Consider the following 17,062-nt stretch of genomic DNA (forward strand, 5'->3'; position numbering starts at 1 on the left):
AGTTGTAATCATGCAGTAAGGTAAGTAAAAAGAAAATTAATTTTTTATGAAATAGACTTTCCAAAATCTCAAGTCTACCTAGGGAAAATCCTATTGTGAAGGTGATTTTTTCTTTAAGAATTCGAATAAATTCAAGGCTTCGGGGGTTAAGCGCCTATTGCGATTAATGCCTAACCACAATGTACGATTTGACCAATCATCCAGTAGCTCTACAACATGCAATGACTTTCCTATCATACCTTGGGAAATTGATTGAATTGGCAAAACACTAATTCCTAGGCCGATAGCTACCATACGACAAATGGCATCAAAGCTACTCACTTGTACGCGAAATCGGACAGATAAATCGGTATTCACACTAGCTTCATGAATAAGGTGATTTAATGAACTCCCTACGGATAGTCCAACAAAGTCATAAGCAAGGGCTTCGCAAAATGCGATGCTTGTTCGTAATGCTAAGGGGTGATTGATAGGTGTTAAAAGGACTAATTTATCTTTGCGATAGGTGATTGTTTGGATTGATGAAGGGACAATCGATGAGGCAAAAATACCAATATCAATTTGTTCTTGATTTAGTGATGAAATAATTTCATGGCTATGTTTTTCTTCTAACGCAATCTTTATATCGGGTTGCTGTTGTGCAAAGTCTGTTAGGTCTTGAGGTAAGAATTGAATAATAGCAGAGGTGTTGGCCCAGATACGAACAAGTCCTTTCTCTCCATTTGCAAAAGCTTTCATATCTGAAGATAACTTATGGATATTAAAAAGAATCTGTTGTGCGTGTTCTATAAGTGCTTGACCAGCAACAGTTAGCTCTAATCCCCGTGCTTTTCTATGGAAAAGAATGCAACCAGTTTGATGTTCAAGCTCAGAAATTCGTTTACTGACGGCTGACAAAGTCATATGGACTTCTGTCGCTGCACGTGTAAGATTGAGATGACGAGCAGCAATAAGAAACACTCTGAGGGTAATGGGGTCAATATGATAAGGATTCATTTATGATTAGCTAAAGACTGTGCATAAAAAATAAGACCTAGGTCATTATATAACCTAGGTCTTGTATTACTGCTATTTGAGAGGGGTTATTGTAATTCTAAACCACCTTTTTTCACGACTTCATGAGCCCAGTCGTATTGCTCTTTAATCTCTTTAGCGAATTCTTCAGGTGTGTTACCAGAGGCAAATGCACCTTGTTTTAATAGAGATTCTTTAACGGCTGGGTCTTGGAGTGCTTGAGCTGCTGCTTTGTAGATAGTATCGACCACTTCTTTTGGTGTATTAGCAGGTGCTAATAAGCCATACCATACAGGACGATTTAGCTGCTCGTAACCAAGCTCTTTAAAAGTAGGTGTATCTGGAAGTTCTGTTAAGCGCTCTTTCCACGCCACCGCTAAAGGACGTAGATTGCCGGCTACAAGGTGTGGTAAAGAAGAAGGGATGTTATCAAAGATAGCTTCAATATGACCACCTACAGCATCAGCGACAGCAGGGCCTGATCCTTTGTAAGGTACGTGCGTGATATCGGTACCAGTTGCTTGGCGGAATGCCTCGCCGAATAAGTGTAAAACACCGCATTGTCCAGAAGATGCATAAGAGAATTTACCTGGATTATCTTTAAGTTGTTTTAGGAATTCATCCAGCGTTTTTGCTTGGAAACTAGGGTGAACAGCTACAACGTTGGGTACATTAGCAAAGTTGGTTACTGGGGTGAAGTCTTTAAGTGGATCATAGCCTAGACCAGTAGGTTTACATGCAGGGTTAACAGCTAATGTTGAAACCGTTGCAATGGATAGTGTGTAACCGTCAGGTTTAGCGCGAGCAGCCTCACGAGCACCAATCGCACCACCAGCACCGCCTTTGTTATCAACCACGATAGATTGACCTAGGATTTCACTCATTTTTGAGGTAACGATACGAGTAACAATATCCGTTGAACCACCTGGTGCGAATGGAACAATCACGCGAATAGGTTGCTCAGGGTAGGCAGCATGGGCAGCTGAAGATAAGGCTGCAAAGCTAAATGCCACAAGCGAGGCAACTTTAAATAAGGTCTTTTTCATGGTACTACTCCATTCATTTGAAACAATTGCCTGAAATGTAACCGAAAGAGACCTTATTTGCTATCAGTAATAACGCTAATATGTGGTTTTATTGGAGTTTCAGCTTACCCTCTGATACCACTTTATGTGCCCAATCAAATTGCGCTTTAATTTCCTTAGCGAATTCTTCTGGTGTATTACCCGAAGCAAATGCTCCTTGTTTGAGTAGCGCTTCTTTAACGGCGGGGTCTTGTAGTGCTTTGGCTGCAGCTTGATGTAGGGTATCAATCACTTCTTTTGGTGTATTGGCGGGTGCTAATAGACCATACCATGAGGGCTGATTGAGTTGCGCATAGCCTAGCTCTTTAAATGTAGGGACATCAGGTAAGTCTTTTAAGCGTTCTGGCCAAGCAATAGCAAGAGCACGTAATTTTTGAGCTTGAATTTGAGGGAATGATGACGGTAAGTTGTCAAAAAGAATTTCGATATGACCCGCCACCGCATCAGCAACTGCTGGGCCTGCTCCGCGATAGGGTGCATGTGTAATATCGGTATCTGTCGCTTGTCTAAATGCCTCACCAAACAAATGGCTAATGCTGCATTGACCAGCGGAACCATAAGAGAATTTATTAGGATTATCTTTCAGTCTTTTAATAAATTCGTTAAGGTCTTTTGCCTGAAAACTAGGATGTACAGAAACAACATTAGGTACATTGGCAAAGTTAGTGACAGGAGAGAAGTCCTTAAATGGATCATAACCTAAACCTGTGGGTTTACAGTTAGGATTGACTGCCATACTAGATACGGTGGCTGCTGATAATGTATAACCGTCAGGTTTTGCACGAGCAGCTTCTTGAGCGCCAACAGCACCACCTGCGCCAGCTTTATTTTCAACAACTATCGGTTGTTCGAGATACTCGCTCATTTTGGTACTGACAATACGAGTCACAATATCGGTTGAACCGCCAGGCGCAAAAGGAACGATAATACGAATAGGCTGCTCAGGATACGTAGCTAGAGCAACTGAGCTAACGAAAGGGGTAAAGAGAGTGGCAACTGCAGCCATTTTAAAGAGGGTCTTTTTCATGGTGCTTCCTTTTTGTGGTTGATTATTTGACAAATCTAATTAAAAAAGAAGTGTGTTGCCATTCGTAAAAACGCTAATGAACTAGCGTATTAGCACATTAATTGCTGGTGGACGTTATGGTATGGCAATTTTAATTATTCAGAAAATCTTGCAGATTAAATTCTTTGAGGATTTCATCTGTATGCTCGCCCAATAAGGGAGGGTGTTTCTTATACTGAATCGGTGTATCAGAGAATCTCATTGGACTTGCTACAGTTGGAACAGTCCCTGCTGTCGGATGAGGTAATGTTTGCCACATTTCTCTTGCTTGTACTTGAGGCATATCAAAGACTTGCTTGATATTATTAATTGGACCACAAGGTACTTTGGCAGCATTTAGCTTGTTTAACCAGTTATCTCGAGTATCGGTTTTAAGAATATCGGTGAGTATACCGACAAGGAGATCACGATGAGCCAAACGAGAGGGGTTGGTGATAAATCGTTCGTCTTGTGCCAATTCTGGATGGTTAATGGCCTGACAAAAATCTCGATATTGCTTATCATTGCCTACTGCCACAATTAAGTGTCCGTCGTTGGCAGGAAATACTTGATAGGGGACGATATTCAGGTGTGCATTGCCATAGCGTGGTGGAATATTACCCGATGTCATATAGTTAAGATTTTGATTGGCTAATAAAGCGACATGTGAATCCAATAGGGCGATATCCAAATATTGTCCAAGACCACTGCGGTGTCGTTCATGCAAGGCACCCAGAATAGCGACCGTAGCATACATCCCCGTCATTAAATCGGTGACAGCAACCCCTGCTTTTTGAGGACCTCCGCCGGGCAAATCATCTCGTTCACCCGTAATACTCATTAGCCCACCCATCCCTTGGATAATAAAATCATAACCAGGGTCTTGAGCCATAGAGCCAGTTTGACCAAAGCCTGTGATAGAACAATAGATGAGTTTAGGATTAATGGCTTTGAGGCTTTCATAGTCCAAGCCATATTTTTTTAAGCCACCTACTTTGAAATTCTCAATAAAAATATCGCAAGATTTTGCTAATTCACGAACAAGAGCACTGCCTTTAGGTGAGGCAATATCAATGGCAATAGAACGCTTGTTTCTATTGGTACTTAAATAATAAGCGGCTTCAGTTGTGTTTTTACCTTGTTCGTCTTTTAAAAAAGGAGGTCCCCAAGCACGGGTATCATCACCGGTTTCAGGGCGTTCTACTTTAATAATGTCAGCACCAAGGTCGGCTAAGTTTTGTGTACACCAAGGACCAGCTAAAACACGCGTTAAGTCAAGAACTTTAACGCCATCAAGAGGGGGTTTACGAGTATTCATCATTTTTTTCATTTTAAAAGTTAGTCTCTCTACGTATAGTAGGCTATTTTTTTCTTTTTGTTGAGTATTTTGTAAAAAAAATGGTTTGGGAGTAGAATGAACTCACATCTAACAGATGATTTTTTGTGAGGTTAGGATGAAAACAGTCGTATTTAATGTAGAAGGTATGACCTGTGGAGGTTGTGCAAAGAGTGTGACGCGTGTGTTGACAGAGTTATCAGGCGTGCAAAGTGCTCAGGTTAATCACAGTGAGAGAAAAGCTGAAGTGGTTTTTGATGAAACGGTGGTGACAGAAGCTACATTAGTTGAGGCGATCGAGGACGCAGGCTTTGAGGTTATTGCGTAGTAGTAATGGAAAAATTGCAGTTTTCTATCGAAGGGATGACATGCCAAGCGTGTGCGACTCGAATTGAAAAAATATTAAATAAAAAAGAAGCCATTCATCAGGCACAAGTCAATTTTGCTTCAGAAGAGGCACAGATTGTTTTTAATCCTCAGTTGATTGATACTGAGGGGCTTATCGAGCTAATTAGAAAAGCAGGCTATAACGCCGCTATAAAAAAAGAGCCGATGATTCAGCAAGCCCATATGACCCCTCGCTTGTGGTTGTTATTAGTGATTAATATTCCCTTTCTTGTGGGGATGCTGGGGATGTTGTTGGGGCAACATCAATGGATGCTGCCGCCATTATGGCAGCTTATACTCGCCAGTATTGTTCAATGGCTATTAGCGATTCCTTTTTATAAAAGCGCTTGGGCCGCGATTAAAGGTGGCTTAGCAAATATGGATGTTTTAGTGACATTAGGGACAGTCGCTATTTATCTTTATTCGATTTATCAGCTTTTCTTTAGTCCTCATGCAGGACATCATGGTAGTAGTATGCCTCATGTGTATTTTGAGGCGAGTGTAATGATTATTGGTTTTGTCAGTCTAGGAAAATACCTAGAGGAGCGAGCCAAGAAAAATAGTCTAAATAGTTTACGTTTGTTATTGCGATTACGCCCGACCAAAGTACAGCGTCAGCAGGGAGTAAGTTGGGAAACGATTGCTTTAGATGATGTGAAAGTGGGTGATATTCTGCGAGCCAATCACGGTGATCGTATTGCTGCTGATGGTGTTGTATTGCAAGGTAATGCTTGGATGGATGAGAGCCATTTAACTGGAGAATCACGTGCAGAGGAAAAACTATCTGGCTCTGCGGTATTGGCAGGGTCATTAGTGAATGACGGTAGTATTATCTATCAGGCACAGCAACTAGGCTCACAGACCTTGTTAGGTGATATGATGTCAGCGCTATCTGAAGCACAAGGCAGTAAAGCACCTATTGCTCGTTTGGCAGATAAGGTTTCAGCGATTTTTGTCCCTGTCGTTGTGGGGATTGCGATACTCACGTTTATCCTTACTTTTTGGTTAAAAGGTGATGTAGAGTCTGCGATTATGAATGCCGTCGCTGTTTTGGTGATTGCTTGTCCTTGTGCGCTAGGTTTAGCGACACCTGCAGCCATTATGGTCGGTATGGGTCAAGCTGTTAAGCGTGGTATTTGGTTTAAAGATGCAACAGTGATGGAAGAAGCGGCACATGTTAACGCCGTCGTTTTTGATAAGACAGGGACATTAACTGCAGGTAAACCAGAGTTAGTAGCAAGCCATATTGAGGATGTGACTTTCTCAGAAGATAAGTTGTTGCAAATAGTCGCTAGTGTTGAGCAAAGTGCCACACATCCTTTAGCAAAAGCCTTAGTTAGCGCTGCACAGAAGAAAGGCTTAGTGTTATTGGAAGCATTTAATGTTACCAATGTGGTCGGTCAGGGCGTGATGGCAGAGCTGACAGATATTGGCGTTATTCGTGTAGGTAAACCTGATTTCTGTGGTTTATCCATGACTAATCTAAGTGATAAGGTCTGGGGTATTGCGAGTATTGTGGCTATTGCGATTAACGACAAGCCAGTCGGTGCTTTTGCATTAGCCGATGGATTGAAAGAAGATACTCGCCTTGCCATTGAACGCTTAAAAGACCATCAAATTGATATCTATGTCATGAGTGGTGATCATCAACAAGTGGTATCGTATATTGCACAACAATTAGGTATTACGCATGCTTATGGTCAATGTAGTCCTCGAGATAAGGCTGAGCGTATCCGAGCTTTAAGGCAAGAGGGGAAAGTAGTGGCTATGGTAGGTGATGGCGTTAATGATGCGCCTGCATTGGTTGCAGCGAATGTGAGTTTTGCTATGAAAGGAGGCTCTGATGTTGCAGAATACTCAGCTTCTGCATCGCTTATGCAACAATCAGCCAATCAGATGGTGGATGCCTTATTGGTGTCGCGAGCGACCTTAAAGAATATTAAACAGAATCTATTTTTTGCCTTTATTTATAATGTGTTGGGTATACCATTAGCTGCACTCGGTTTTTTAAATCCTATTATTGCAGGTGCAGCCATGGCATTAAGTTCTGTTTCGGTATTAAGCAATGCTTTAAGATTAAAACATTTAAGATTAAATTAGTAGCAGATACTATTATTGCTACCCATCCGTAATGTACCGCCCATCACAACGCCGCGTACAGGCATGGGCTCTAGCATTTCGCGTGTGCGAATATCAAAACGAAGTACTTGTGGAGGTCCCTCATCGACGGTTACGTAGAGCGTTTTACTATCACCTGTTACCCACATATCAACGACTTCGTATGGGAAGCGATAGGTTTTGTGATTGTCAGGGTTATCAAAATCATGGAATCGAAGACCCTTGTCCCCTCCGATAATCCATGTGCTTTCTAGCCAACCACTGCGAATGAGTCGAGGTGAAAAATCCACTTTATAGCGAGTTGGCTTTTCATCTCCACGCTCGAGGTTGAAATAAGCCATATTGCCAGAAACATCAGCAAATAAAACTCGTTTGGAATAAGCATCAATATAGGGTGATACCATTGGGCGATAAGTTGATCCTACGGTATACATATCTCCTGTGTGTAGGAGTTTATCTTTCTCAGGGAAGTAGATAAGTCCTTCAGAGCCATCTAGCGTATTAAAAGCAATCATATAGTCTTCAGGACTCGCTACCCCTTTATCTAAGCCAGAAGACGTATTTAAGCGCTTAGAGAAATCAATAGTACGCCATGGGGTATCCATAGAGGCTTCACCATAATTGTGATAAATCACAGGTTTTGTTTTATCTAATACCCAGAATGATTGGCTAAAAGAGCTGAATAATAAGGTGTAGTACTGATAAAGAACTGTTTCTCGTTTATTTGAATCAAATTTCTGAGGGAAGATTTTCATTTCCCCAGAGACATAATTAACAATGCCCACCTGATCTCTCAATGCAACAGCGAGTAGTTTGGATTGAGGGATAAAGAAAATTTGATAGACAGGTGAAGGAGTCTTCACCACTTTGGTTTCTTGCGTTTTTAAATCAAATAGATATAGTGCAGAAAGCTCAGGATTGCCCAATGCTAACATGCTGTCATCACGAGCCATTTCAATAACTTTAGGGCGAAAATTGAAATTTAAATGACCCACACGCTTACCAGTTACTGTATCAAAGACAGCAATGTAATAGGTAGAGTTATCCGTGATGAAAATATAGCGAGTAGGGGCATGAAGAGATGGTGTAGCTTCACTCGCAAAAGTATTGGCGCCTGATAGGCCTAATGCTAGGCTACCAGTTGTCAAGGAAAGAAAATCGCGTCTATTCATGACCGTACTCGCTTGATGAGATTAGTGTTTATGGTGATTTTGCTGATGACCATCTGCTTTTGTGGCCTCAATCACTTCTTTTGCTGTTTTAACAATGGCTTCACAACTTGCCGTTGAGCCGTCAGTGAAGCTAAATGTCATTGTATGCTTTTCACCCGCTTTAGGGAGTTTGTCAGTAGGGATTTGCATTAACATGACATGATCCCCCCCTTTGCGGAAGATGCGCTCACCATCTACGACGAGGTCAGTCATGGGGCTCATTGTCATGACATTATCTTTCATTGTCATGGTGTGTAACTCGGCATTAGCAGTGATGCTGGAGACATCAACCTTGCTAATTGTGACAGGGTTGCCATGACGGATTAATTTTAAAAAAGCACCCGTCATGTGTTTACCCGGAATCGGTTCTTGAATAATGCACTCTTCAAGATGGATGCCTGTATGCCCTTGATGTTGAGCTAATGCAGGTACTGTGGCACTTAAGGTAAGTGCGAGTGTGATAAGTGTTTTTTTCATGGATTATTCCCTTGATGATTATTTTTTCACAAGAACTTTATTTAAAGCTGCCGCTAAATCATCAGCACCGATTTGATAGTCAAAGACATCAACGAGCTGACCTTCAGGGTTGATTAAGTAAATGAGGGAAGTATGATAAACCGTATAAGCGGTGCCTTTTTCAGGTATATCAATACGTTTGCCATCGAGTCGGTAACCAAAAGTCGCGCCTAACTGATCGGTTAAGGCTTTAATATTTGCCATTGAACCTGTTAAACCAACAATGCGTTTATCAAAGTATTCGGTGTAGGAGAGTAGAGTCTCTGCTGTGTCATTGACTGGATCAATCGTCACAAAAATGGGAACGATAGCATCTGGTTGTTCTAATTGTTCTAGTGTAGCAGCGTATTCGTATAAGGTCGTAGGACAAATATCAGGGCAAGAGGTATAGCCTAGAGACAGTAATAGATATTTACCCGGATAACTGGCTTGTGTGACTTTACCTTGGATATTTTCTAAATCAAATGAAATTTGACGTGCGTAGACTTGTGTTCCTGCTAGCATTGATATGACTAAAAACATGCGAACAAACAAACGAAACATTTTTGATAGGCCCTTTAAGATAAAAATGGCTGCTAATTTTTGAGAAAACTAGCAGCCACCTATTTATTTAACAAATTTCAAAGAATTATTCTTTGCTTTTTGTTGGTGGGAGTGTTTGCTCCATTAAATCGTTGTTCCATTTACCATCAACTTTAATTTGAGCTAATGCACCTAAGTTCACCGCTTCAATTAAGTTGTGGTTGAGGTAAACGTACGTACCTGGTTGTTTGAAAGTATACATGGCTGCACCAGCAGAACCTGCTGCGATTACCCAGGATTCTAAATCTTGTGCAGGTGTATCAGCTAAGTTACCACGCTCCCATACGTACTCACCGTGACCACCAATTAAGTGTGGGTAAGACTGACGGTTAGCTTGTGAATGGTAAATCATGATAGTTTCACCAACTTTTGATGTTGGGGCATTATCACCAGTATAAGCACCCTTACGCTCACCGAACACAACGTGTGTTGGGATTAAGCCATCCATCACTTTCTTGTCGTCAGCGAAAGAAAGAGCAGCGCTTTCGTAACGTTTGTAATTGCCTTTCTCATCTTTTGGTAAGTAGAAGTCTTGCTCACCGATGTAAATCGCTTTGTCGTATTTTAACTTGTTGCCGTTTTTGTCTTTTAGACCATCTTTTGGTAGGACAACAATCGCACCATTCATACCATGTACAACGTGCCAAGGAATCATCGCACCGCCAGGAGCGCAGTGGTAAACGTGGATACCAGGTTTAGTTGCTTTCCAACGTACTTTAACTTCTTCACCTGGAGCAACGTGAGTTAATTCACCAGCACCTAACGCACCTGTAGACGCGTGGAAGTCGATGTTATGTACTAATTGGTTTTTAGAAAGGTTTTTCAATGTTAATTCAACGTAATCACCTTCGTGAACGATGATTAGCGGACCAGGAACCGAGCCGTTGAATGTGAATGCCCACATAAACACGCCTGGTTCAACTTCGATTTCTTTTTCTTCGATAAACATTTCTACTTCAACAATACGTGGAGCAGCGGGTGCATCTAAGCTATGCTCTGGTACGTTTGGTGGAGCAACGAGTGTTTGTTTAACGCGTTCTAGTTTAGCGATGCTCTCTGGTGCTTGAATAACATCATAGCCAGGTAAACCACCTGTTGTTGATTTAACAGGGTCAGCAGCATGAGCAGCTGTAGCACCAAATAAAGCAGCAAAAAGGGCTGTTGCGACAAATTTTTTATTCATTTGAAACTCTCCTCTAACGGAATAAAAGTGTTAATGAAGCCAGTATAAACCCTAGGCATAGAAAGGGTAATTGATAAAAATCAAGATAGCCGAGAAATTTACTAGGAAATAGTTAAAGAGAGTAAAAATAGGTATAAAAGCAACAAAAAGGGCTTTACTAGATTTGGATAGTAAAGCCTGGTTTTGAGTGGTGAGATGGTGGAATCGGTCATAAGAGTAAGAAATTTCTTATGTAATATATTTTTTACTTAAAATAGAAGAGTTAGAGCTTATTAAGAAGAACAATACTCCAGATAAATTCACATGGTTGATTACTTATATTGCTAAAAGCATGAGGGAGATCTGTAGGAATTCTGAAACTATCACCCTCAACAAGAGTGAAATGATTGCCGTTTAGAGTGACGTGTAACTCTCCTTTGAGCACATAACAGAACTTTTCGCCTTTTGCGATATATTTAATATCACCACTATTCGCATCAGGCAAAAGGTGCACTAAATAGGTTTCAATTAATCCGTTTTCATTAGGTACGATTAAGTGCTTTGATAGTCCATTTTTAAGCGTAACACGGCGTCGAGAATTATGCCGGACAATATAATTTTCAGGCTGTGCTATTTGCTCTTGCTCATCAAAAAAACGTGCAATAGGGATATCTAGTGCTGTTGCTAATAAGCGCAAAGACCTCATCGATGGGTCTGTGAAATTACGTTCAATTTGGCTAAGTAGGCCAACAGACATACCAGTCGCTGTTGCTACCTCTTGCAGGGTGAGTCCTGCTTTTTTTCGCAGATGGCGAATCTGTTGTCCAACAAGTAGATTGTCTGTGTGTTGATTAGTATTTGTTTTTTCTGTCGTGGTGATAGTCATAAGAGTTGTTATATAAGGATTAACTATACAAAAAGTGATTTTGACTACTTGTCGAATAAGCCTCATTAAATATTACTAAATATTATTGACATGAAACATCTAGTGTACTAGTATTTTAGCAGGATTAAAAAAAATTCAAATAAATTAACTTGTACTAAAATTTCTGCAGGAGATAACAGTATGTTAGTGACTAATTGTAATAATCAAGTAATTAAGACTTTTAAAGCAAATAAAGTTTTCCGTCAAGTTTTAAATTTTGGATTTGGTATAAGTATTTTAGGTGCGGGTCTAGCATTTCAGAATGTTTGGGCGAATCCCCCTAAGACACCGACAGGCTTGGCGGTGATAGGACTTTCTCAAGAGCCAACAGTATTACATCCATTGCTTTCTGCTATTGAGGTTGATCATGGTGTATGGTGGAATTTATACGACCCATTATGGGCAGTAGATGCTGAAGGTAATTTTTTTCCAAAATTAGCAGAAGAAGTACCTACTGTAGAAAATGGGGGAATCTCTGCAGATGGATTGACATGGCATATAAAGTTGCGTAAAGATGTGGTGTGGCATGACGGTGAGCCTTTTACAGCTCATGATGTTGCTTATACGTTGAATCTCATTAAGCAGCCTAACTTTAATACTCGTACACGTCAAGGACATGAATTAATTGAGTCTATTGAGGTCATTAATGATTATGAAATTAAGTGGACAATGAAAGAGGTTTATGCTCCTTATATTTCTCAATTATCATCAACTTTTATTGTGCCCAAACATGTTCTTGAGAAAGATGCTGATCCTAATGCATCAAGTATGAGTCAAAAACCTATCGGTACTGGCCCTTTCAAATTTGACCGTCGTGTATCTGGTGATAGGATTGTATTGGTAGCTAATGACAAATACTATGGTGAAGGTCCTTACTTAGAACGATTGGAGTTTAAATATATTCCTGATATGAATGGTTTATACACTCAGTTCAGAACAGGTCAGATCGATGTGGTAGGGATTCAGGGTGTCCCTCATAACTTCTACGATGAAATTAAAAACTCAAAAACTGTAGATGTTAAGCTGGTTCCATTGGCTTCAATGGAAGTGGTAGCAGTTAATCACGGACATCCTATCTTACAAGATAAAGCTGTACGTCAAGCACTTTATCATGGAATGAATAGAGATGCCATTGTAAATCTTATTTATTATGGTATTCCAGAAAAGACCGAGAGTTTTTTACCTAAAACTTCATGGGCATATGCTAAGGACTTGCCAGCACAAGTTTATGATTTAAATAAAGCAAATCAAATTCTAGAGGAGGCTGGCTGGAAGAAAGGGCAAGGAGGAATTCGAGAGAAAGACGGTCGTCGTTTAGCCTTTACGATTAGTACGACATCAGGTAATGAGTTGCGAGCACAAACGCAACAGTTAATTCAACAGGATTGGAAAAATATTGGTGTTGAATTAAATATCAATAATATGCCAGCGGCAGTAATGTGGGGTGATAACTGGACCAAATCAAAATTTGAAAGCGCATTGGTTGGTGTTAACTTAATAACAGGGAATGATCCTGATGCAATGCATCGATTTGGTAGTAAATCCATTCCGGCTCAGGGCGGTGCTGGTAGCAATGTTTTCCAATATAAAAATCCACAAGCTGATGAGTTGTTGGTTAAAGGGCGACAAACGTTTAATCTTGAAGAGCGTAAGGAAATTTATCGTCAACTTCAGCACGTACTACGTGATGATTTAGCACTTTTGCCTTTGTATCAAATGGTGAGAGTTGAAGGACATAAGAAAGGTCTATCAGGTTTTGAGCCTAATGTAAACGTCTTGTCTAATGCATGGAATGCAAATACTTGGTATTGGAATAAATAAAAATGGCGAGTTATGTTGTACGGCGCTTGTTAATAGCGGTAGGTATCCTGCTTCTAGTCACAATGATAGGCTTTGCTGTATTGCATGCGGTACCGGGCGGACCTATGGCTCAATTTGCAGCCATGGGCGAGCTTAGTGCTGCGGATATTGCAGCTATTGAAGAGCGTATGGGTTTAAATAGACCAATCTATATTCAATACTTTGACTGGTTAGGGAGTATGTTGCAGGGTGACTGGGGAAAATCATATCGAGATCAGCAACCAGTGTTGCATGTGATAGCCTCTCATCTAGGAGCGACTTTTCAGTTAATGATTGCGGCTACTATTTTGGCCGCATTGATTGGTTGTTGGATTGGAATAGTTGGGGCTATACGCCGTAATTCATGGTTTGATTCTTTGTCTACTATTGTATCTATGGTGGCTATTTCAATACCAACTTTTTGGTTTGGATTGATTGTGATTTATATTTTCTCCATTGAATTGCAGTGGCTTCCTTCCGGCAATCGTTATACGCCCGGCGATGAGTCTTTTTGGAATTATATTCATCATTTAATTGCTCCGACAATTGTTTTGGCTTTAGTATCTACAGCGACATGGAGCCGTTATATGCGATCATCTATGCTAGATGTCATTAACATGGATTTTGTTCGTACAGCACGTGCCAAAGGGGTCAGTGAACGTGGCATATTATTTGGGCACATTCTAAGAAACGCTTTGTTGCCTATGATTACTTTGGCAGGTTTGCAATTACCTTCTTTATTGGGAGGAGCTTTAGTAACTGAAACTATTTTTGCTTGGCCGGGTATGGGAAGGTTGTTTTTAGACTCTATTGATTATCGTGATTATCCTGTCGTGATGGGGATATTAATGTTCACGGCTATTTTAGTATTGTTAGGAAGTTTGTTGGCTGACTTACTATATAGCATTGTAGACCCTCGAATTAAGAACCATTAAGGAGAGTGAGATGCAAGCAACAGTTTCATTAGCTTCTCCAGCAAAGAAGAATACAGCTTTTCGTCGTTTTATGAGTCATAAATTGGCGATGTTTGGCATTTTTACTATTACCTTTCTTGTATTAGCATGTTTTTTGGGACCATGGTTAATTACACATAATGATACACAAGTGAATATCTTGGCTAGATTTACTCCACCGTTCAATAGCGAGTATTGGTTGGGTACTGATCAATTAGGTCGAGATATGTTGGCGCGATTATTAATGGCTGGACGTATTTCATTAGCTGTTGGTTTTGGCGCTATGTTATTAAGTATGTTAATCGGTGTATTGGTTGGTCTAGTTGCTGGTTATTTTGGGGGAACCATCGGTACTGTATTGATGAGGTTTGTTGATGCGATTCTTTGTTTTCCCACAATCTTTTTATTATTGGCCTTAGCAGCTTTTATAAAACCAGATATCGATTCAATCATCTTCTTGCTTGCAGCGACAGGTTGGATGGAGGTGGCTCGTATTGTTGAAGCACAAGTACGCTCTTTAAAAACTCGGGATTTTACTGTGGCATCAGTTGCCCTTGGTGCAAGCAATATGAGAATTATCTTTAAAGAGTTATTACCAAATGCTATTGCTCCTATTGTGGTTGCGGCGACATTAAGTGTCGCACATGCGATTTTGATGGAGTCATATATTAGCTTTTTAGGTTATGGTATTCAGCCACCGACTCCTAGTTGGGGAAATATGCTTGGTGCCGCTCAGTCCTATTTGAGTAATGCCCCTTGGTTAGCATTATTACCTGGTTTAATGATTACTTTATCGGTGACGAGTATTAATTTTATTGGTGATGGGTTGCGTGATGCATTAGACCCGCGAGCTGAGGTGAATTAATGAGTAGTATTATGCAACCTATATTACAAGTGAAAGATTTATGTGTCCAGTTTAAAACTGTTAATGGCATAGTTACTGCGGTTAATCATGTTTCTTTTGATATTTCTCAAGGAGAAACCGTTGCTTTGGTGGGGGAATCAGGTTCAGGCAAGAGCGTGACTAGTCTGGGGATTATGCGTCTAACACCACCTACACCACGAGTAAGTTTAACTGGAGAGGTTTTATTTCAAGGCCCTCGAGATGAAGTTGCTGTTGATTTACTTAAGTTATCTGAAAAGGAAATGAGAGAGCGACGAGGTCGTGATATTGCTATGGTTTTTCAGGAGCCTATGACTTCTTTTAATCCATTGCATACGATTGGTAGACAAATTGCAGAAGGTGTGAGGTTACATCATAAAATTAGTAAGGCTGCTGCTTTAGACCGTGCGGTAGAGTTATTGGATATGGTTGGTATTTCTGCTCCTCGAGAGAGATTAAATAATTACCCACATGAGATGTCCGGTGGAATGCGTCAACGAGCTATGATCGCTATGGCGTTGGCTAATGACCCTTGTTTATTAATTGCTGATGAACCAACGACAGCATTAGATGTGACAATTCAGGCTCAAATTACGGAACTGTTGCTAGAGTTGCAGCAGAAAAATAAAATGGGTTTGTTATTTATTACGCATAACTTAGGGGTCGTTGCCGAAATTGCAGATAGAGTGATGGTGATGTATTGTGGACAAATTGTTGAGCAAGCATCCGTTGATGAGTTATTTGAACATCCTAGTATGCCTTATACTCAGGGTTTATTAAAGTCTGTTCCTAGATTGCAATTAGATGATGATCATCAACAAAAGTTACCTTCTATCCCAGGGTATGTTCCTAGCCCTTTTCAACTTCCACAAGGTTGTAAATTTGGTCCTCGCTGTGATTATTTTAAAGAGTCTATTTGCCATAAACCTCAGTCATTGGCGGAAATACGACCCTCACATTGGATACGTTGTGAACGCTGGGAAGAATTAGAAGAGGGGGCTTAGGATGAGTGAAATAGTTTTAGATGTAAGGGATTTAACAAAGCGCTTTACCATTGAGAAGGACTTCTTAGGCAGAACCAAGAAGGAGTTGGTTGCCGTTGATAATGTTAGCTTTTCGATTAAACGCCAAGAAATTTTGGGGCTGGTTGGTGAGTCTGGATCAGGAAAAACAACAGTTGGGCGTAGTGTATTACGATTGGTAGAGCCTACATCTGGTTATGTGGGTTTTAAAGGGCAAGATATTTTGCCGTTAAATAAATCTCAGTTGCGTCGCCTACGTCAGAAAATGCAATTAGTGTTTCAGGATCCGTACGCTTCTCTAAATCCACGACATACAGTGGAAACTATTTTGAGTGCTCCTTTGGAGATTCACCAATTAGCATCTTCTAGAGAAGAAAAACGTAGAAAAATAGAAGAAATGTTGGAGTTGGTGGGGCTAAGGCCAGATCAAATGAATAGATACGCACATGAGTTTTCTGGTGGACAAAGACAACGAGTGGGTATTGCTCGAGCGTTGATGTGTCAACCAGAGCTATTAGTAGCAGATGAGCCAGTATCAGCTCTGGATGTGTCTATTCAGGCTCAGATTGTTAATTTACTCTTAGAGTTAAAAAATAAATTAGGTATTTCCATCCTATTTATTGCACATGATTTGTCTGTTGTGGGACATATGTCGGATCGTATTGCCGTTATGTATTTGGGACGAATGATGGAGATTGCTCCAACTAAGGAATTGTTTACAAATCCTCAACATCCCTATACAGAGGCATTATTATCAGCAGTCCCTGTACCAGATACTAAGAAAACAAAGCAAGGAAGAATAGTATTGCAAGGCGATATTCCTAGTCCAATTAATCCTCCGTCGGGCTGTGCTTTCCGTAATCGTTGTCGGTATGCAGTTGATGCTTGTGCTAAACAAAAACCTGAGTTAACTGAAGTGAGTCCGGGACATTGGAAAGCATGTATTCGTCACGATTTACAGTTACGCCCAGCTGATTTGTAAGG

General features: G+C 40.5%; 16 protein-coding genes. 7 read left to right on the plus strand and 9 right to left on the minus strand.

Annotation, left to right across the window (positions count from 1 at the left end):
- Positions 1 to 90: 90 nt before the first annotated feature.
- The 4 genes from HKX39_RS00195 to HKX39_RS00210 all read right to left on the minus strand — a co-directional run bounded on the left by HKX39_RS00195 (position 91) and on the right by HKX39_RS00210 (position 4,462).
- Positions 91 to 996, minus strand: a complete 906-nt coding sequence (locus HKX39_RS00195; protein ID WP_171679306.1) for a LysR substrate-binding domain-containing protein — start codon at positions 994 to 996, stop codon at positions 91 to 93.
- A gap of 86 nt (positions 997 to 1,082) precedes the next feature.
- A complete protein-coding gene (locus HKX39_RS00200) occupies positions 1,083 to 2,060 on the minus strand; it encodes a tripartite tricarboxylate transporter substrate binding protein BugE (protein WP_171679307.1) in 978 nt (325 codons plus the stop codon).
- An 88-nt stretch (positions 2,061 to 2,148) separates the two neighbouring features.
- Complete coding sequence (locus tag HKX39_RS00205) at positions 2,149 to 3,126, minus strand: tripartite tricarboxylate transporter substrate binding protein BugE (RefSeq protein ID WP_171679308.1); 978 nt, start codon at positions 3,124 to 3,126, stop codon at positions 2,149 to 2,151.
- 130 nt (positions 3,127 to 3,256) lie between these two features.
- The gene (locus HKX39_RS00210) at positions 3,257 to 4,462 is read right to left on the minus strand and encodes a CaiB/BaiF CoA transferase family protein (RefSeq protein ID WP_171679866.1); all 1,206 of its coding nucleotides are present in this window, start codon (positions 4,460 to 4,462) and stop codon (positions 3,257 to 3,259) included.
- Positions 4,463 to 4,598: 136 nt separating this feature from the next.
- On the opposite strand from HKX39_RS00210, the gene HKX39_RS00215 reads away from it, so the two are divergent.
- Together HKX39_RS00215 and HKX39_RS00220 are read left to right on the plus strand one after the other, a co-directional pair.
- Positions 4,599 to 4,808: a heavy-metal-associated domain-containing protein gene (locus HKX39_RS00215; protein WP_171679309.1), complete on the plus strand. Its 210-nt coding sequence runs from the start codon at positions 4,599 to 4,601 to the stop codon at positions 4,806 to 4,808.
- 5 nt (positions 4,809 to 4,813) lie between these two features.
- Positions 4,814 to 6,967 (plus strand): heavy metal translocating P-type ATPase, encoded by a 2,154-nt coding sequence (locus tag HKX39_RS00220; protein ID WP_171679310.1) that lies wholly within the window; start codon positions 4,814 to 4,816, stop codon positions 6,965 to 6,967.
- Here the strand turns inward: HKX39_RS00220 and HKX39_RS00225 are convergent.
- The 5 genes from HKX39_RS00225 to HKX39_RS00245 form a co-directional block, all read right to left on the minus strand.
- A complete protein-coding gene (locus tag HKX39_RS00225; RefSeq protein ID WP_171679311.1) occupies positions 6,964 to 8,157 on the minus strand; it encodes a YncE family protein in 1,194 nt (397 codons plus the stop codon). The two genes, HKX39_RS00220 and HKX39_RS00225, sit on opposite strands and share 4 nt — an antisense overlap.
- Positions 8,158 to 8,178: 21 nt before the next feature.
- Positions 8,179 to 8,673, minus strand: coding sequence for a copper chaperone PCu(A)C (locus tag HKX39_RS00230; protein ID WP_171679312.1), 495 nt, complete (start codon positions 8,671 to 8,673; stop codon positions 8,179 to 8,181).
- Between the two features lie 18 nt (positions 8,674 to 8,691).
- Positions 8,692 to 9,255: an SCO family protein gene (locus tag HKX39_RS00235; RefSeq protein WP_246225936.1), complete on the minus strand. Its 564-nt coding sequence runs from the start codon at positions 9,253 to 9,255 to the stop codon at positions 8,692 to 8,694.
- An 85-nt stretch (positions 9,256 to 9,340) separates the two neighbouring features.
- Positions 9,341 to 10,477, minus strand: a complete 1,137-nt coding sequence (gene nirK / locus HKX39_RS00240; RefSeq protein ID WP_171679313.1) for a copper-containing nitrite reductase — start codon at positions 10,475 to 10,477, stop codon at positions 9,341 to 9,343.
- Positions 10,478 to 10,739: 262 nt separating this feature from the next.
- The gene (locus HKX39_RS00245) at positions 10,740 to 11,342 is read right to left on the minus strand and encodes a cupin domain-containing protein (protein WP_171679314.1); all 603 of its coding nucleotides are present in this window, start codon (positions 11,340 to 11,342) and stop codon (positions 10,740 to 10,742) included.
- Positions 11,343 to 11,522: 180 nt separating this feature from the next.
- Between HKX39_RS00245 and HKX39_RS00250 the strand changes: the two genes are divergently transcribed.
- From HKX39_RS00250 to HKX39_RS00270, 5 genes are read left to right on the plus strand one after another with little or no spacing between them, the layout of a single operon-like run.
- Positions 11,523 to 13,202, plus strand: coding sequence for a peptide ABC transporter substrate-binding protein (locus HKX39_RS00250; protein ID WP_171679315.1), 1,680 nt, complete (start codon positions 11,523 to 11,525; stop codon positions 13,200 to 13,202).
- Between the two features lie 2 nt (positions 13,203 to 13,204).
- Positions 13,205 to 14,155, plus strand: a complete 951-nt coding sequence (locus tag HKX39_RS00255) for an ABC transporter permease (protein WP_171679316.1) — start codon at positions 13,205 to 13,207, stop codon at positions 14,153 to 14,155.
- Between the two features lie 10 nt (positions 14,156 to 14,165).
- Positions 14,166 to 15,038 (plus strand): ABC transporter permease, encoded by an 873-nt coding sequence (locus HKX39_RS00260; RefSeq protein WP_171679317.1) that lies wholly within the window; start codon positions 14,166 to 14,168, stop codon positions 15,036 to 15,038.
- Positions 15,039 to 15,049: 11 nt separating this feature from the next.
- The gene (locus tag HKX39_RS00265) at positions 15,050 to 16,060 is read left to right on the plus strand and encodes an ABC transporter ATP-binding protein (RefSeq protein ID WP_246225938.1); all 1,011 of its coding nucleotides are present in this window, start codon (positions 15,050 to 15,052) and stop codon (positions 16,058 to 16,060) included.
- 1 nt (position 16,061) lies between these two features.
- Positions 16,062 to 17,060 carry an ABC transporter ATP-binding protein gene (locus tag HKX39_RS00270; RefSeq protein ID WP_171679319.1) on the plus strand — a complete coding sequence of 333 codons (999 nt, stop codon included), beginning with the start codon at positions 16,062 to 16,064 and terminating at the stop codon, positions 17,058 to 17,060.
- Positions 17,061 to 17,062: the final 2 nt, after the last annotated feature.

Source organism: Pelistega suis (assembly GCF_013133795.1).
Lineage (GTDB): Bacteria > Pseudomonadota > Gammaproteobacteria > Burkholderiales > Burkholderiaceae_B > Taylorella > Taylorella suis.

Excerpts from the sequence above, each read along its gene's own strand:
- HKX39_RS00265 (WP_246225938.1), top strand. The coding sequence starts at position 15,050 with ATGCAACCTATATTACAAGTGAAAGATTTATGTGTCCAGTTTAAAACT.
- HKX39_RS00245 (WP_171679314.1), bottom strand. The coding sequence starts at position 11,342 with ATGACTATCACCACGACAGAAAAAACAAATACTAATCAACACACAGAC.
- nirK (WP_171679313.1), bottom strand. The coding sequence starts at position 10,477 with ATGAATAAAAAATTTGTCGCAACAGCCCTTTTTGCTGCTTTATTTGGT.
- HKX39_RS00235 (WP_246225936.1), bottom strand. The coding sequence starts at position 9,255 with ATGTTTCGTTTGTTTGTTCGCATGTTTTTAGTCATATCAATGCTAGCA.
- HKX39_RS00195 (WP_171679306.1), bottom strand. The coding sequence starts at position 996 with ATGAATCCTTATCATATTGACCCCATTACCCTCAGAGTGTTTCTTATT.
- HKX39_RS00210 (WP_171679866.1), bottom strand. The coding sequence starts at position 4,462 with ATGAATACTCGTAAACCCCCTCTTGATGGCGTTAAAGTTCTTGACTTA.
- HKX39_RS00260 (WP_171679317.1), top strand. The coding sequence starts at position 14,166 with ATGCAAGCAACAGTTTCATTAGCTTCTCCAGCAAAGAAGAATACAGCT.
- HKX39_RS00230 (WP_171679312.1), bottom strand. The coding sequence starts at position 8,673 with ATGAAAAAAACACTTATCACACTCGCACTTACCTTAAGTGCCACAGTA.
- HKX39_RS00200 (WP_171679307.1), bottom strand. The coding sequence starts at position 2,060 with ATGAAAAAGACCTTATTTAAAGTTGCCTCGCTTGTGGCATTTAGCTTT.
- HKX39_RS00220 (WP_171679310.1), top strand. The coding sequence starts at position 4,814 with ATGGAAAAATTGCAGTTTTCTATCGAAGGGATGACATGCCAAGCGTGT.
- HKX39_RS00250 (WP_171679315.1), top strand. The coding sequence starts at position 11,523 with ATGTTAGTGACTAATTGTAATAATCAAGTAATTAAGACTTTTAAAGCA.
- HKX39_RS00215 (WP_171679309.1), top strand. The coding sequence starts at position 4,599 with ATGAAAACAGTCGTATTTAATGTAGAAGGTATGACCTGTGGAGGTTGT.
- HKX39_RS00255 (WP_171679316.1), top strand. The coding sequence starts at position 13,205 with ATGGCGAGTTATGTTGTACGGCGCTTGTTAATAGCGGTAGGTATCCTG.
- HKX39_RS00270 (WP_171679319.1), top strand. The coding sequence starts at position 16,062 with ATGAGTGAAATAGTTTTAGATGTAAGGGATTTAACAAAGCGCTTTACC.
- HKX39_RS00225 (WP_171679311.1), bottom strand. The coding sequence starts at position 8,157 with ATGAATAGACGCGATTTTCTTTCCTTGACAACTGGTAGCCTAGCATTA.
- HKX39_RS00205 (WP_171679308.1), bottom strand. The coding sequence starts at position 3,126 with ATGAAAAAGACCCTCTTTAAAATGGCTGCAGTTGCCACTCTCTTTACC.